The following is a 14,153-nucleotide window of genomic DNA, read 5'->3' as shown; positions in this document are numbered from 1 at the left end:
TGGCACAATCCCGCCAGCAAGCGGACGTCGCCCTCTCGACCTTCCACCGGAAGGACATCGTGTCCAGCCCAACCACCGTCCGGCGCTATTTCCTCCTGCACATGCGACCCAACCGTGTGCCGGTGAGCACGCTGGGCTACCGGCATACCTGGGGACTGGGCGGCATGTCCTCGCTGCTGGCGGTCCTGCTGATCGTCACGGGCGCCCTGCAGATGCTGGCCTACGAGCCCACGCCCCAGCGCGCCTACCAGTCCATCGTCGAGTTGCAGGCCGACACCCTGTTCGGCGAACTGGTGCGCGGCCTGCACCACTGGAGCGCCAACCTGCTCATCGCCGTGGTCCTGCTGCACCTGCTGCGCGTGTTCTTCACCGGCGCGGTGGACGGTCCCCGCCGGTTGAACTGGCTGATCGGTCTCGGACTCCTGTTCTGCGTCCTGGCGGCCAACTTCACGGGCTATCTGCTGCCCTGGGACCAGCTCAGCTACTGGGCGGTGACCATCTGCACGGGCATGCTCGCCTACGTGCCCTGGATCGGCGACTGGCTGCAGACCGGGATGCGCGGGGGCGAAGAGGTGGGGCCCGCCACCCTGATCATCTTCTATACCATCCACACCACGCTGGTGCCGGTGGCGATGGCGATCCTCATGGGTTTCCATTTCTGGCGCGTGCGGAAGGCGCGGGGGGTGGTGCCGCCGCGCGCCGTCGGCCAGGCGCCCGCGGCCGAGGTCGAGTACGGGCGCGGCTGGCCCGACCTCATCCTGCGCGAGGCGGTGGCGGGCGTGGTGCTGCTGGCGGTGGTGCTGGCCCTGGCCGTGCTGCGGGCGCCGGCGCTGGGCGCCCCGGCCAATCCGGGTATGAGCCCCAATCCGGCCAAGGCGCCGTGGTACTTCGTGGGCTTCCAGGAACTGCAGATCCATTTCCACCCGGTCTTCGCGGTCCTGGTGATCCCGCTGTGCGCCGTGGCCGCGCTGGTCTGGTGGCCCTATCGGCGACGGACGACCGAGACGGCGGGCATCTGGTTCGGCTCGGCGCTGGGCAGACGCCTGGCGCTCTTCGCGGCGGTGATCGCCCTGGTGGCGACGCCGCTGCTGATCATGGCCAGCGAGTGGTGGCTCCAGCCCACCGTGTGGTGGCCTTCGCTGGCGCCGGTGGTCAGCAACGGGCTGATCCCGTTCCTGATTCTCATTGGGGTGTTGCTGGCTCTCAACTTTTTTTTCAGAAGGAAGTTGCGGGCTACGCCTGAGGATTCACTGCAGGCACTGTTCGTGTTGCTGGCCGTGGCCTTCGCGGTCCTCACCGCCACGGGGTTCTGGCTGCGCGGCGTGGGCATGAGCCTGACCTGGCCCTGGACGGCATGACGGTGCGACCGGTCTGGAGAGACGCATGAGCGACGAGCGGACCAGAACCAACGAGACGGCGCCGACCTCGCCCGCCCGCCGCAGCTTCCTCGCGCGAGCCTGGTACGTCCTGGGCGGGCTCGCCTGCCTGCAATTCCTGTGGATCGGGTTCGACCTGCTGCGCCCGCGCCGGCGCCGTCCGTCCAGCCGGCAGGGCGGCGACCTGGTGGTGGCCGGCCCGGTGGAGCGTTTCGCGCCGGGTTCGGTGACCGCGTTCCCGGCCGGCCGGTTCTACCTCTCGCGCCTCGCGGACGGCGGTTTCCTCGCGCTCAGCCGCACCTGCACGCACCTCGGCTGCACCGTGCCCTGGCTCGAGGATGAGCAGCGCTTCGCCTGTCCCTGCCACGCCTCGGTCTTCGACATCACCGGCGAGGTCCTCGGCCCGCCGGCCGACCGCGCCCTGGACCTCTACCCGGTCCGCATCGAGAACGGCATCGTCAAGGTCGACGTCAGCGCGGCGGTGCGGCGGCGCCGGTTCGCCACCAGCCAGGTCGCCATGCCATGAACGACTCCCTCGACAGGTGGCGCCTCGTCGGCCTGATCGCCCTGGCGGCGATCGTGCTGCTGGTGCCGGTGTACGTGGTACGCCAGGCCCGAGCGCCCCGGATCGAGGTCGGATCGGCGCCGCCGACCTTCGTCGGGCGCGAGGCCTGCCGCGATTGCCATCCGGCCGCGTACACGGCCTGGCTCGACAGCGACCACGACCGGGCCATGGCGGTGGCCGCCGACAGCACCGTCCTCGGCGACTTCGGCGACGTCACCTTCACCAGCAAGGGCGTCACCTCGCGCTTCTATCGCCGCGACGGCAAGTTCCTCGTCCACACCGCGGGCCCCGACGGCCAGCCGGGCGAGTACGAGATCAGCCACACCTTCGGGATCGAGCCGTTGCAGCAGTACCTGGTGCCGTTTCCCGGGGGCCGCCTGCAGTGCCTGACCATCGCCTGGGACACCGATCTGGGGCGCTGGTTCGATCTCTATCCCGAGACCGACATCCCGCCGGGGGACTGGCTGCACTGGACCGGCGGCGGCCAGAACTGGAACGGCATGTGCGCCGAATGCCATTCCACCAACCTGGTGAAGGGCTACCACGCCGCGGCCGACTCGTTCCACACCACGTGGTCCGAGATCGATGTCAGCTGCGAGGCCTGCCACGGTCCTGGCTCGCGGCACGTGGCGTGGGCGGAGATCCAGCCCATGGCCCGCCCGGCCGTCGAGAACTACGGTCTGGCGGTGTCCACCGAGGACCTCGGTACGGTGGCGATGGTCGAGCTGTGCGCGCCTTGCCATTCGCGGCGCGTCATCCTCGGCGACTACGACCACGGACCGGGACACCTGCTGGATTCCCTGGTGCCGACCACCCTGGACACGGGCCTCTATCATGCCGACGGTCAGATCCTCGAGGAGGTCTACGTCTACGGCTCGTTCGTGCAGAGCAAGATGTTCGCCAACGATGTCAGTTGCCGCGACTGCCACGACTCGCACTCGCTGAAGCTCCGCCACGAGGGCAACGACCTCTGCCTGCAATGCCATCTCGGCGCCACCTACGACAGCGCCGACCATCACTTCCACAAGAAGATCCACGAGGGCAAGCCCAGCGACGGGGCGCTCTGCGTCAAGTGCCACATGCCCGAGCAGGCGTACATGGTGATCGACGAGCGGGCCGACCACAGCATCCGCATCCCGCGGCCCGATCTCACGCAGCGGATCGGGACCCCCAACGCCTGCAACATGGCCGGCTGCCACGCCGACCAGACCGTGGCCTGGGCGGTGACCAAGTACGAGGAGTGGTACGGGCGTGCCCGCAAGCCGCATTACGGGACCATCCTCGCCGCCGGTCGACAGGGTCGGCCGGAGGCGCGGGACGACCTGATTCGCCTGGCCGGCGACGAGCTCTATCCCGCCATGGTGCGGGCCACGGCGCTGTCGCTGCTGAACGCCTACCCGTCGGCGGAGAGCGCCCAGGCGGTTGCCCGGGCGCTGGCCGACCCCGACCCGCTGGTCCGCTACACCGCCGTCAGCCAGGCCACGGCCGCCGACGCCCGCCGCTATGTCGCGCTCCTCGCCCCGCTGCTCTTCGACCCGGTCGGTTCGGTGCGCATGACCGCGGCCTCGCGTCTGGCCGCGGCTCCGGACGACCTGTTCGAGCCCTACCAGCGCGAAGCCCGCCGCACCGCGCTGGCCGAGTACGTGGCCGCCATGGAATACTCGCTCGACTTCGCCTTCGGCGGCTTCAACCTGGGCAACCTCAGCGCCAGCCTCGGTGATCAGGCCCAGGCCGAGACCTACTACCGGCGCGCCCTGGCCGTGGATGATCTCTTCGTGCCGGCCAAGGTCAACCTGGCGATCGTGCTCAACGGCCAGGGGCGCAACGACGAGGCCGAGCGCCTGCTCCGCGAGGCGCTGGACGCCGAGCCGCAGGTGCACGATATCGCCTACTCGCTGGGCCTGCTGCTGGCGGAGATGGGCCGGTACGAGGAGGCCGAGCGCTATCTGGCCCGGGCGGTGGCGGGGATGCCGGACCATCCGCGGGCGGCGCGCAACCTGCAGCAGGTGCGTGAGTATCTCGACTCGGTCGAACGGGCTCGTCGGGACTGAGCCCCCGTCAGCCGAACAGCGCCAGGAAGACCCCCGCCGCCACTGCCGACCCGATCACCCCGGCCACGTTGGGACCCATGGCGGCCATGAGCGGATTGACCCGACCGCGGGTCTCCTTCGACACCACCGACTGCACGACCCGGGCGGCCATGGGCACCGCCGACACGCCCGCCGCGCCGAGGCAAGGATTGATCTTGCGACCCGCGGGCAGCACCAGGTTGAGCGCCTTGGCGAACATGACCCCGCCGAAGGTGGAGAACGCGAAGGCCACCGCGCCGATCAGCAGCACGAAGAGCGTGCGCGGGCTGAGGAAGGCGCTGCCGGCCATGGTGGCGCCCACGGTCAGGCCGAGGAAGATGGTGACGATGTTGACGAGCGGCCCGCCGGCGGTCTTGAACAGCCGCTCGGTGACCCCCGACTCGCGCAGCAGGTTGCCGAACATGAGCATGCCCAGGAGCGGGGCGCAGGTCGGGACGGCCAGGATGGCGACGGTGGCGGAGATGATGGGGAAGAGAACGACCGCCGTCCGCGAGACCGGGCGGACCTTGCCCGCGTCGAGGCTGCGCTCGGCGTGGGTGGTGAGCAGCTTCATGATGGGCGGCTGGATCACCGGGACCAGCGCCATGTAGCTGTAGGCCGCCACCGCGATGGCGCCCAGCAGCTCGGGCGCCAGCTTGGACGCCAGGAAGATCGAGGTGGGGCCGTCGGCGCCGCCGATGATCCCGATGGCCGCGGCCTCCTGGATGCTGAAGGTGTCGCCGAAGAGGTAGTACGCGCCCAGGGCGGCCACGAAGATCCCGAACTGGGCCGCGGCGCCGAGCAGGAAGGTGATGGGGCGCGCCAGCAACGGTCGGAAATCGGTGAGCGCGCCCACGCCCAGGAAGATCACCGGCGGCAGGAACTCGGTGCGGATGCCCGCGTCGTAGACCAGCTGGAGCAGCTGATGCGATTCGCCGGCGCCCGCCAACTGGCCGTGGGACGCCGCCATGCCGGCCAGCGGCAGGTTGGCCAGGATCGCGCCGAAGCCCATGGGTATCAAGAGCAGCGGCTCGTACTCGCGGGTGATGGCCAGGTAGATGAGCAGTCCGCCGACGGCGAACATCACCAGGCTCTGCCAGCCGAGGTTGGCGAAGCCCGAACTCTCGATCAGGGTGGTCAGCGCTTCCATCGCTCACGCCCCGATGGTGAGGATGGGCTGCCCGGCCTCGACATCGTCGCCCAGGCTGGCCTGGATCGACTGCACCTTGCCGGCGACCGGCGACATGACCTCGTGCTTGGCCTTCATCGCTTCCACGGCGGCCAGGACCTGGCCCTCGGCGACCGTGTCACCCACCTTCACGCTGATCTCCACCAGCTCGGTCTTGCCGTCGAAGGGCGAGTAGATCGGCGTGGTGCCGGCGGAAGTGGGCGTCGTCGCGGGCGTGGCGGCGGCGGCCGGTGCGCTGCCGTCGCTGGCCGGCGGCTCGATGGTGATGGCGAAGGTCCGCGTGACCCCGCCCTCGACCACGGTGCAACTGGTGGTGATGGGCCCGGTGAAGCCGCCCGGTGCCGCGCTGGCCGCAGGAGCTGCCGGGGCCGGGGCCGGGGCGGTCTCCTGCTTCTTCAGCGGCAGCACGATCTTGGCCTTGCCGGTGAGCAGGCGGATGCCCTCGTTGAGGTCCATGTTCTTGCCCGGGACCACGGCTGCGGCCACCAGGAACACGTTCTCCTCGGAGAACGGCAGGTTGCGCTCGGCCAGCGCCTGTCGGGCGGGCTCGAGGCTGTCGGGCGCGGCCTCGAGGGGGTCGCCGGTGAACGGTTCGAGTTCGAGCTGCTGGCTGGCGATGCGCACCACCTCGGGGTCGGGATCCAGCGGCGTGCGACCGAAGTAGCCGAGCACGGCCTTGCCGTAGCCCTCGTTGATCTTCTTCCAGCGCCCGTAGAGCACGTTGTTGAACGCCTGCAGCCAGTACTGCTGGCTGCCCGGCGTGACGCTGGTCCAGGCGCCGCCGGCCTTGACCACCACGGGGAACTCGGCCAGGGCGTCGCTGTAGCGGTCCAGGATCCCCGCTTCCTTCATCATGTGCACGTTGGGACCGATGGCGCCGCCGGGCATGGGGAAGCCCACCACCCGGGCGTCGGCCGAGGTGGTCACCGGGTTGAATTCGTAGTCCTGCATGCCCACGTCGAGCAGACTCTCGATCTCGTGGATGCGGTCGACGTCGAGATCCAGCGAGTAGCCCGTGTTCTTCAGGGCGTGGGCCATGGAGCGCACGTCGGGCTGGACGGTGCCGCTGGCCATGGGCCGGCACGAGAGGTCGATGCCGTCGACGCCGCCGGCGATGCCCGCCAGGTACTGGGCCACCGCGAGGCTGGCGGTGTCGTGCGTGTGCTGCCAGAGCGCGACCTCGGGGGGCAGGAGCGCCTTGATGCCCTTGGCGGTCTCGTAGATGGTGTGCGGGTCGGTGGTGCCCGAGGCGTCCTTGAGGCACACCGAATCGAAGTGCAGACCCGAGGCGAGCAGGCGCCGGACCACGTCGATGTAGAACTCGGGCGTGTGCACGGTGTCGTCGTGGAACGGCAGGCCCATCAGCGCCACGCACACCTGGTGGTGCATGCCGGCGTCGACGATGGGCTGGCCGGTCTTGACCAGGTTCTCCACGTCGTTCATGTAGTCGAAATTGCGGTCCCAGGTGGTGCCGTGACGCGCCATGAGCCGGGCCTGCAGGTCGAGGGCGTCGAGCCGCTGCGTGGTCAGGGTCACGCCCGAGACCGACCGGGTGAGGATCTGCAGGTCGCAGTCGGGGCCCACCGTCTCGCGCATCCTGTCCATGCACTCGAACGGGTTCTCGCCGACGTAGAAGTACGGCGCCTGGTAGCGCGCGCCGCCGCCGAACTCGATGTGCCTGATCTTCGCCTCCGAGGCGGCGAATTCCAGGGCAGGCAGGATGTCGGCGAGGCGGACCTTGCCGCCGAACGAGCTCTGCAGACCGTCGCGGAACGGCGTGAACAGGACCCTGATCTTCTTGGGTTGATCGGTGAAGATCATGATGTCTCCTCGATTCTCGTTACCTTGGCGCCACCCAGGTGGATGGCGACCGTACTGGAGATGGCGGCCGCGCAGGCGGGGTCGACATTCGCGGGGCGGACCGGGAAGAAACGGGTGATGGCCTGCATGATTGCTGCTAACAGCGAGAGCAGGACGAAGACGGCCCCGAAGGCGATGCCACAGGCGGCCAGGAGATTCACGCGCCGAGTCCCTTCTTGCCGCAGGAGCGAATACTGCGGATCTGGCTGATTTGACGATCCATCCAGGTCACTTTAGATCCTGGGAGCGAGCCATTACAAGCCAGGAATTGACTTATTTTTTCAATACCGCTGTCAGGCAGATGAGTGCCCTGAATGGTCCACGCCAAGCCAATTCCGTGCCAGGTTGCAAGACCAGATAGCCCGCGGGGGCTGGATCTGGTAGGTTCACCAACGCCGTGCCGCTCGTTGCGAATACGCCGACAACCGGAGGCATCCGCTACCTTGGACAGTCCGGCCATCGAGACCAGCGACCTGACCAAGTTCTACGGTCGCCATCGTGGCATCGAATCGCTCGACCTGGTGGTGAACCCCGGCGAGGTCTTCGGGTTCCTCGGCCCCAATGGTGCCGGCAAGACCACCACCATCCGGCTGCTGCTCGACCTGATCCGGCCCACGCGGGGCAAGGCCCTGGTCTTCGGCCGCGACTGCCGGCGCGAGGGCGTGGCGGTCCGGCGCCAGGTGGGCTACCTGCCCGGGGAATTCCAGTTCTACGAGAACCTCGACGGTCGGCGGCTGCTGGCCTACCTGGGCGGCTTGCAGGGCCGCCATGATCCGCAGCGGATCCAGGAACTCGCAGGCCGGCTGGGCGCCGAGCTGCGACGCCCCATCGGGACCCTGTCCCGGGGCAACAAGCAGAAGCTGGCCATCGTCCAGGCCTTCATGCACGAGGCGTCGCTGCTGATCCTCGACGAACCCACCAGCGGCCTCGATCCCCTGGTGCAGCAGGAATTCTTCGGCCTGATCGAGGAGTCGCGCCGGGCCGGCCGCACGGTGCTGCTATCCTCGCACAACCTGACCGAGGTCGAGCGGGTATGCGACCGCGTGGCGAGCGTGCGCGAGGGGAAGCTGGTGGCGGTGGAGGACATGGCTGCCTGGCACGGTCGATCCCTGCGCTTCGTGACCATCACCTGCGCCCGACCGCCCGAGGCGGCGGCGGTGGCGGCGGTGGACGGGGTGAGCGACGCGGCGGTGGACGGCTGCGTGCTCCGCTGCACCGTGCAGGGCTCGCTGGGTCCGCTCCTGGCGGCGGTGGCGCCGCTGGAGATCCACGACGTCCTGAGCCGCGAACCGAGCCTCGAGGAGTTCTTCCTCGCGCTCTATGGCGAGCGGAGGGCCACCGATGCCCGGTAGCATCTACCTCAAGACCCTGCACGACCTGCGCTGGAGCCTGGTCGCCTGGAGTCTGGGGCTGGCGGTCATCGGCGCGGTCAACGTCCTGCTCTACCCGACCATCGAGCAGATGCCGGGCATCGTCAAATTCCTCGAGAGCATGCCCCCGGCGTTCAAGGCCATGATCGGCGACGTGCGCGACATGGTCCGTCTGGAGGGCTTCCTGCGGGTCAAGCTCTTCGAACCGCTACCGCTCCTGTTGGCGGTGTTCGCGGTCTCGCAGGGCGGCCGGCTGCTGGCGGGCGAGCTGGATCACAAGAGCATCGACCTGCTGCTGGCCCGACCGATCCGACGCTGGCGGGTGGTGGTGGAGAAGCATCTCGCGGTGGGCAGCGCCGTGGTGGTGGTGGTGCTCGCCCTGGCGGCGGGGGTGATCGTCGGCGCCCGGATCATCGGGGCCGAGACCGGCGCCGGCTATCTGCTGCTGGCCTCGCTCAGCAGCCTGCCCCTCGTCTGGCTGTTCATGGCGCTCGCGGTCCTGGGGTCGGCGGCGCTGTCGCACGCCCGCCAGGCCACGCTGGCGGCCGGAGTCGTGGTGGTGGCCAGCTACGTGCTGGAAACACTGCGCCTGGTCTCGCCCTCGCTGGCCGGCTGGCGAGCGGTCTCGCTCTTCGCCCAGCAGAAGGCCTGCTTCTCGCTGGCGGGCCGTTTTGCGCTGGAACCGACCCTGGTGCTCCTGGGCGGCGGCCTGGTGCTGGTGCTGGCCGCGGTGCTGATCTGGGAGCGTCGCGATCTGGCGCCGTAGCGATCCCTCGCAAGCGGTTGCAACCAGCGGGACGGTCTCGCGTCCTGCAATCAAACGGTTCCCTCAGGTTGGGCAGGATTTACGGAAGGACGGAGCCCATGAATTCACCGACGAAGAAATGGCTGCTGGGCTGCGGCATCGGCTGCGGGGGCCTGATCGTGCTCGTGATCGTGGGCGTGGTCGGCAGCTCGTTCGTGTTCATGGGCAAGTTCCGCGAGGCCATCGCCGATCGGGAGGTCCTCGACGAGCGGCACGGCGAGCAGGCCGATTTCATCCCGCCGCTCGACGGCGCCGTGGCTCCCGAGCGGCTGGAGGCGTTCCTGACGGTGCGGTCGGCGGTCATGGCGGTGTGCGCCGAGTTCGCTCGTGCCGACCGGCAGTTCCAGCGCATGGACCAGCTCGAGGAGGACGCGCCCAAGCGCGAGGTGCTGGTCGAGGTGATGAAGCTCTCCGGTGACGTCTTCAAGATGGTGCCGCGCATGGGCGATTTCTTCCATGCCCGGAACAGCGCGCTCCTGGCGGTGGACATGGGACTCGGCGAGTACACTTACATCTACGTGCTGGTCTATGCCGACCGGCTGGTTCCCGGCGCAGCGGAGGAAGGCGAGCAGCTGTTCGGGGGCGCGTTGCAGAATCAGCGCATCCGCGGCGTCCTGCGTCAGATGTTGCAGAACCAGCTGGACGCGGTGGTGGCGGCCGAAGCCGCGGGGGAGGAGTTCGGCGAGTGGCGGCGGAGCCTGGAGACGGAGATCGAACGCCTCGCCGCGGATCCTGACCGACTGCCCTGGCAGGACGGGTTGCCGCCGGCGATCACCGTCGCGCTGGCGTCCTATCGCGACCGGCTGGACGAACTGTTCTGCACGGCCACCGTCGGACTCGAACTCAACCGCAACCGACAGCAGGGACTGAGCATCCACGGCGATTGAGCTCGCGCTGGTTCCCGTTCGCGGTCCATGCTAGCCTGGCTCCTCGCCGCCGTCGCAAGAGGGAAGGTAGCCGGTTGTCCCGATACCGAGAAAAGAAGAGCTGGCTCGAGCGATCGTTGAGCCTCTTCACCGAGGTCCGCGCCGGCGAGGCCGGCACGACGCTGCTCTTGACCTGTGCGGTCTTCGTCCTGCTCACCGCGTACTACGTGATCAAGCCGGTCCGCGAATCGCTGATCCTGGCGGGTGGCGGGGCCGAGCTCAAGAGCTACGCGGCGGCGGGCCAGGTCCTCCTGCTGGCCCTGGTCGTGCCCGTCTACGCCCGGCTGGCCGGTCGTTTCGAGCGGCGCAGGCTCATCGCGCTGGTGACCCTGTTCTTCATGGCCTGCCTGGTGCTCTTCTACTTCCTGGTGCTCGCCGGAGTCCGGGTGGGCGTGGTCTTCTACCTCTGGGTGGGCATCTTCAACCTCATGGTGGTCGCCCAGTTCTGGTCGTTCGCCAACGACGTCTACACCGCCGAGGAGGGCAAGCGGCTCTTCGTGATCGTGGCCTTCGGGGCTTCGCTGGGGGCCGTGTTCGGCAGCCGCCTGGCGAGCATCCTGCTCGCCATGGTGGGGGTGGCGCAGCTGCTGCTGGTGAGCTGCATCCTGCTCGGACTGTCCATCCTGCTGACCGCTGTCATCGATGCGCGCGAACGGGACCGGCGGCGTGAGGCACCGGCCGCGAGCACCGCGTCGGCGACGAGCCGGGAGACGCTCGGCCGGACCAGCGGCTTCCGCCTGGTGCTGCGCAGCCGGTACCTCACGCTGATCGCCTTCCTCATGCTGATCGCCAACTGGGTCAACACCAACGGCGAGTACATCCTGGGCAAGCTGGTCACCGCGGCCGCGACCGAAGCCGTGGCCACCGGTGCCGCCGGGGGACTCGACACCGCCGCCTGGATCGGCAAGTTCTACTCCGACTTCTTCTTCGGCGTGAACCTGCTGGGCGTGGTCCTCCAGCTCTTCGTGGTCTCGCGGATCCTCAAGTACCTGGGCGTTCGCGTGGCGCTGCTCGTCCTGCCGGTGACCGCGTTGCTCGGCAACGGCCTGGTGGTGCTTTATCCCCTGCTGCGCTACGTGCGCTGGACCAAGAGCGCCGAGAACGCCACCGACTACTCGTTGCAGAACACGGTGCGCAACGTGCTCTTCCTGCCCTGTTCCCGCGAGGAGAAGTACAACGCCAAGCAGGCCATCGACACCTTCTTCGTGCGCGCCGGCGACGTGCTCTCGGCGCTGCTGGTCTACGTGGGTAGCGCGTTGCTGACCCTGGGCGTGCGCCAGTTCGCCGCGGTCAACCTGGCGCTGGTCGTCGTCTGGATCGTGCTGGCGGTGCTGATCGGGCGCGAGTACCGGCGGCGGACGAACGGGGCCGCCTGACGTTGGCGTCTTGTGCGGCACCCGGCAGGATGTATTCTTGACGCTGGAACGCGCCGATTCCTCCCGTGACCAGGAGCAACGATGAACCAGCCAGCCGAGACGTCCCGACGGTATTCCTTCCTGCAGCTGATCATCTTCCTGGCGGGCTTCACGTTCCTGGTCTACGAGGTCAGCTGGAACCGGCTGCTCTCGCTGGTGCTGGGCTCCACGGTCTCGGCCGCGACCCTGGTCCTGGCGTCGTTCATGGCCGGGTTCGGCGGGGGCGCCTACTTCTGGGGCCGGCGCGCGATCCGCAGCGACCGGACCGGGCGACTCCTGGCGCTGCTGGTCGGCGGGATCGGAGTGTTCAGCGCACTCGACCTGGTGCTTTTCCAGCAGGCCATCCCCGCGCTCTATGGGGTCCTGCCCACCTCGGGGTTCGCCGAGCCGGTGGTCTTCGTCCTGGCGGCCGTTCTGCTGCTGCTGCCCGCGTTCCTCATGGGCAGCGTGTTCCCACTCGTCAGCCAGCTCGCCGTGGTCGGCCAGCCGTCGGTTTCCGCCACGCTGGGGCGCCTCTACGCGGTGGAGACTCTCGGTAGCACGGTCGGCGGCCTGGTCACCGGGTTCGTCCTGCTGGGGGTGCTCGGCCAGCAGGCCACGGTGCTGCTGGCGGTGGCCGTCGATCTGGGGCTGGCGATCTGGCTGCTGGCGGCCGATCGGTCCGGCTGGTTCGCCGCGGGGCCCGAGGCGGGTGCGCCACCCGCGGCCCCGGCCCGTCCCGCCTCGCGCCAGAAACGGAAGCAAGCCCCGACCGACCCTGCCGCCCTGCGCCGCAGCGCGCTCACCGGCGCCTTCGTCTGCGGCCTGGCCATGCTCGCGCTGCAGGTGCTCTGGATGCGCATGTTCCGCATCTACTTCACCAACACCAGCTACACATTCGCGCTCGTGTCGTCGCTGGTGATCCTCGGCCTGTTCACCGGCAGCCTGGTGTTCGAGCGCCGCAGCCGGCTGCAGGGTGATCCGCAGCGATCGCTGGTCCGGGCCATGGTCGCCATGGCGGTGACGGCTGGGCTGGGGTTGATCGTGCTGGTCAGGATGCCCGAGCTGCTCATGTTCCCGTTCCAGGACGCGCTGAGCGACCCGCTGCTGCGGGTGCTGGTGCTGCCGGCGCTCGCGTCGCTGCTGGTGGTGTTCCCGCCCGCAGCCTTCTCCGGCTATGCCTTCCCGCTGGCGTGCAGCATGTATGCCGAGGGACGGCAGACCATCGGGCGCGACGTGGGGCTGGTGCTCATGGTCAACACGTCGGGGTCGGTGCTGGGCCCGGTGGCGGCGGCGTTCCTCCTGCTGCCGCTCCTCGGCGCCGGACATGCCGTGCTCTTGGTGGTCATGATCCTGGTCTGGACCGCGGCCTTCATCCTGCATCGCTGGGCGCCGACCGGCACCGCCGCCACGCCCCGCGCCGTGCTCTACACCGCCGCGGCGCTCCTCGGCGTCGTCCTGCTGGTCGGCCCGTCGCTACGGATCCTCCCGCCCTCGTTCAAGCGCTTCGACCGGGACATCCTGTTCTACGAGGAGTCGGTGGAGGGGACGCTCACGGTGGGGCAAGACCGGGGCACACGCGCCCGCGCCAAGTACACTTTCGTCAACAACAGCGCGGTCATCGGCTCGACCTACGACGCCATCAAGGTGGTCAAGATGGTGGGCCACTTCCCCTTCTTCATGGGGCTCGAGTGCCGCGAGGTGCTGGTGATCGGGTTCGGGATCGGGGTGACGACGTCAGCCATCGCCTCCCATCCCGAGGTCGAGTCCATCGAGTGCGTCGAGCTGGTCCCGGGCCTGGCGGAAGCCGCCGTCTACTACCGTGACCTGAACCACGGCGTGGTGGATGATCCGCGGCTGACGATCCGGGCGGGCGACGGGCGCCACTTCCTGCAGCGGTCGAACCACCAGTACGACCTCATCTCCTGCGATCCGACCCACCCCATCCTCGGTTCGGGCAACCTCTATACCCGCGAATACTTCGAGCTCTGCCGCGACCACCTGACCGAGGGCGGCATGGTCTCGCAGTACCTGCCGCTGCACAAGCTGGGGACCGAGGAGTTCCTGGGTCTCATCGCCACCTTCCATGCGGTCTTCCCGCACAGCACGGTCTGGCTCGGTCACTACCACGCGGTGCTGCTGGGCTCGCTGGCGCCGCTCACCGTGGACTTCGCCGACTGGCGGGCGCGGGTCGACGCGTTGCCCCGTGACGAGCACTTCTATCTCGATCCGTACCACCTGGCGGCCACCCTGATGCTCGACGGCGCGGCCATCGCCCGCCTCGGCGCCACGAGCCCGATCAACACCGACGACCGGTCCTACACCGAGTTCTTTGCCCCCGATTGCCTGGCGGCCGACAACCTCGTCAAGAACATCCGTTTCTTCATGGACAACCGCGTGGCGCTGGATGGGGTCTTCGCGAACGTCGAGGACCCGCAGCGGCTGGCACGGTTCGTGGCGGGGAATCAGCTGCTCAGCGAGAGCCTGTACCATCAGCTCGGCGGGGATATGCAGCGGAGCCTGCAGGCGTTGCAGCGGGCGTGCCGGGCCAACCCGGAGGATCAGGAGTACCCGTTCCTGATCCAGCTCTACTTCTAAC

General features: G+C 68.8%; 11 protein-coding genes. 8 read left to right on the top strand and 3 right to left on the bottom strand.

Annotated elements, in window-relative coordinates; all coding sequences use genetic code 11:
* Positions 1-59 precede the first annotated feature (59 nt).
* From IFSED24_RS08455 to IFSED24_RS08445, 3 genes are read left to right on the top strand one after another with little or no spacing between them, the layout of a single operon-like run.
* Entirely contained in the window at positions 60-1,358 is a 1,299-nt protein-coding gene (locus IFSED24_RS08455) for a cytochrome b N-terminal domain-containing protein (protein WP_491334781.1), read from the top strand.
* Positions 1,359-1,383: 25 nt separating this feature from the next.
* The gene (locus IFSED24_RS08450) at positions 1,384-1,902 is read left to right on the top strand and encodes a QcrA and Rieske domain-containing protein (RefSeq protein ID WP_491334780.1); all 519 of its coding nucleotides are present in this window, start codon (positions 1,384-1,386) and stop codon (positions 1,900-1,902) included.
* Positions 1,899-3,992, top strand: a complete 2,094-nt coding sequence (locus IFSED24_RS08445; protein ID WP_491334779.1) for a tetratricopeptide repeat protein — start codon at positions 1,899-1,901, stop codon at positions 3,990-3,992. Before IFSED24_RS08450 ends, IFSED24_RS08445 begins: the two co-directional genes overlap by 4 nt.
* A gap of 7 nt (positions 3,993-3,999) precedes the next feature.
* Here the strand turns inward: IFSED24_RS08445 and IFSED24_RS08440 are convergent, their stop codons facing one another.
* The 3 genes from IFSED24_RS08440 to IFSED24_RS08430 are packed head-to-tail and all read right to left on the bottom strand — an operon-like array spanning position 4,000 to position 7,220.
* The gene (locus tag IFSED24_RS08440) at positions 4,000-5,160 is read right to left on the bottom strand and encodes a sodium ion-translocating decarboxylase subunit beta (protein ID WP_491334778.1); all 1,161 of its coding nucleotides are present in this window, start codon (positions 5,158-5,160) and stop codon (positions 4,000-4,002) included.
* Between the two features lie 3 nt (positions 5,161-5,163).
* Complete coding sequence (locus IFSED24_RS08435; protein ID WP_491334777.1) at positions 5,164-7,020, bottom strand: biotin/lipoyl-containing protein; 1,857 nt, start codon at positions 7,018-7,020, stop codon at positions 5,164-5,166.
* The gene (locus IFSED24_RS08430) at positions 7,017-7,220 is read right to left on the bottom strand and encodes a hypothetical protein (RefSeq protein WP_491334776.1); all 204 of its coding nucleotides are present in this window, start codon (positions 7,218-7,220) and stop codon (positions 7,017-7,019) included. The genes IFSED24_RS08435 and IFSED24_RS08430 overlap by 4 nt, the downstream gene beginning before the upstream one ends.
* 282 nt (positions 7,221-7,502) lie before the next feature.
* Here IFSED24_RS08430 and IFSED24_RS08425 point away from each other — a divergent pair, with 282 nt between their 5' ends.
* The 5 genes from IFSED24_RS08425 to IFSED24_RS08405 all read left to right on the top strand — a co-directional run bounded on the left by IFSED24_RS08425 (position 7,503) and on the right by IFSED24_RS08405 (position 14,152).
* Positions 7,503-8,411, top strand: coding sequence for an ABC transporter ATP-binding protein (locus IFSED24_RS08425; protein ID WP_491334775.1), 909 nt, complete (start codon positions 7,503-7,505; stop codon positions 8,409-8,411).
* Positions 8,401-9,195 carry an ABC transporter permease subunit gene (locus IFSED24_RS08420; protein ID WP_491334774.1) on the top strand — a complete coding sequence of 265 codons (795 nt, stop codon included), beginning with the start codon at positions 8,401-8,403 and terminating at the stop codon, positions 9,193-9,195. The genes IFSED24_RS08425 and IFSED24_RS08420 overlap by 11 nt, the downstream gene beginning before the upstream one ends.
* 98 nt (positions 9,196-9,293) lie before the next feature.
* Positions 9,294-10,121 (top strand): hypothetical protein, encoded by an 828-nt coding sequence (locus tag IFSED24_RS08415; protein ID WP_491334773.1) that lies wholly within the window; start codon positions 9,294-9,296, stop codon positions 10,119-10,121.
* 74 nt (positions 10,122-10,195) lie between these two features.
* The gene (locus IFSED24_RS08410; protein ID WP_491334772.1) at positions 10,196-11,536 is read left to right on the top strand and encodes an NTP/NDP exchange transporter; all 1,341 of its coding nucleotides are present in this window, start codon (positions 10,196-10,198) and stop codon (positions 11,534-11,536) included.
* Positions 11,537-11,617: 81 nt separating this feature from the next.
* Positions 11,618-14,152 (top strand): fused MFS/spermidine synthase, encoded by a 2,535-nt coding sequence (locus tag IFSED24_RS08405; protein ID WP_491334771.1) that lies wholly within the window; start codon positions 11,618-11,620, stop codon positions 14,150-14,152.
* The last annotated feature ends 1 nt before the right edge of the window (position 14,153 follow it).

This window comes from Candidatus Latescibacter sp. IFSED24 (assembly GCF_058273205.1).
The sequence above is the reverse complement of the archived record's forward strand: the minus strand, read 5'-3'. Positions and strand labels throughout refer to the sequence as shown.

What these genes read in the sequence shown, in the direction of transcription:
- IFSED24_RS08450 (WP_491334780.1), top strand. Translation starts at nt 1,384, where the DNA reads ATGAGCGACGAGCGGACCAGAACCAACGAGACGGCGCCGACCTCGCCC.
- IFSED24_RS08445 (WP_491334779.1), top strand. Translation starts at nt 1,899, where the DNA reads ATGAACGACTCCCTCGACAGGTGGCGCCTCGTCGGCCTGATCGCCCTG.
- IFSED24_RS08440 (WP_491334778.1), bottom strand. Translation starts at nt 5,160, where the DNA reads ATGGAAGCGCTGACCACCCTGATCGAGAGTTCGGGCTTCGCCAACCTC.
- IFSED24_RS08435 (WP_491334777.1), bottom strand. Translation starts at nt 7,020, where the DNA reads ATGATCTTCACCGATCAACCCAAGAAGATCAGGGTCCTGTTCACGCCG.
- IFSED24_RS08420 (WP_491334774.1), top strand. Translation starts at nt 8,401, where the DNA reads ATGCCCGGTAGCATCTACCTCAAGACCCTGCACGACCTGCGCTGGAGC.
- IFSED24_RS08415 (WP_491334773.1), top strand. Translation starts at nt 9,294, where the DNA reads ATGAATTCACCGACGAAGAAATGGCTGCTGGGCTGCGGCATCGGCTGC.
- IFSED24_RS08405 (WP_491334771.1), top strand. Translation starts at nt 11,618, where the DNA reads ATGAACCAGCCAGCCGAGACGTCCCGACGGTATTCCTTCCTGCAGCTG.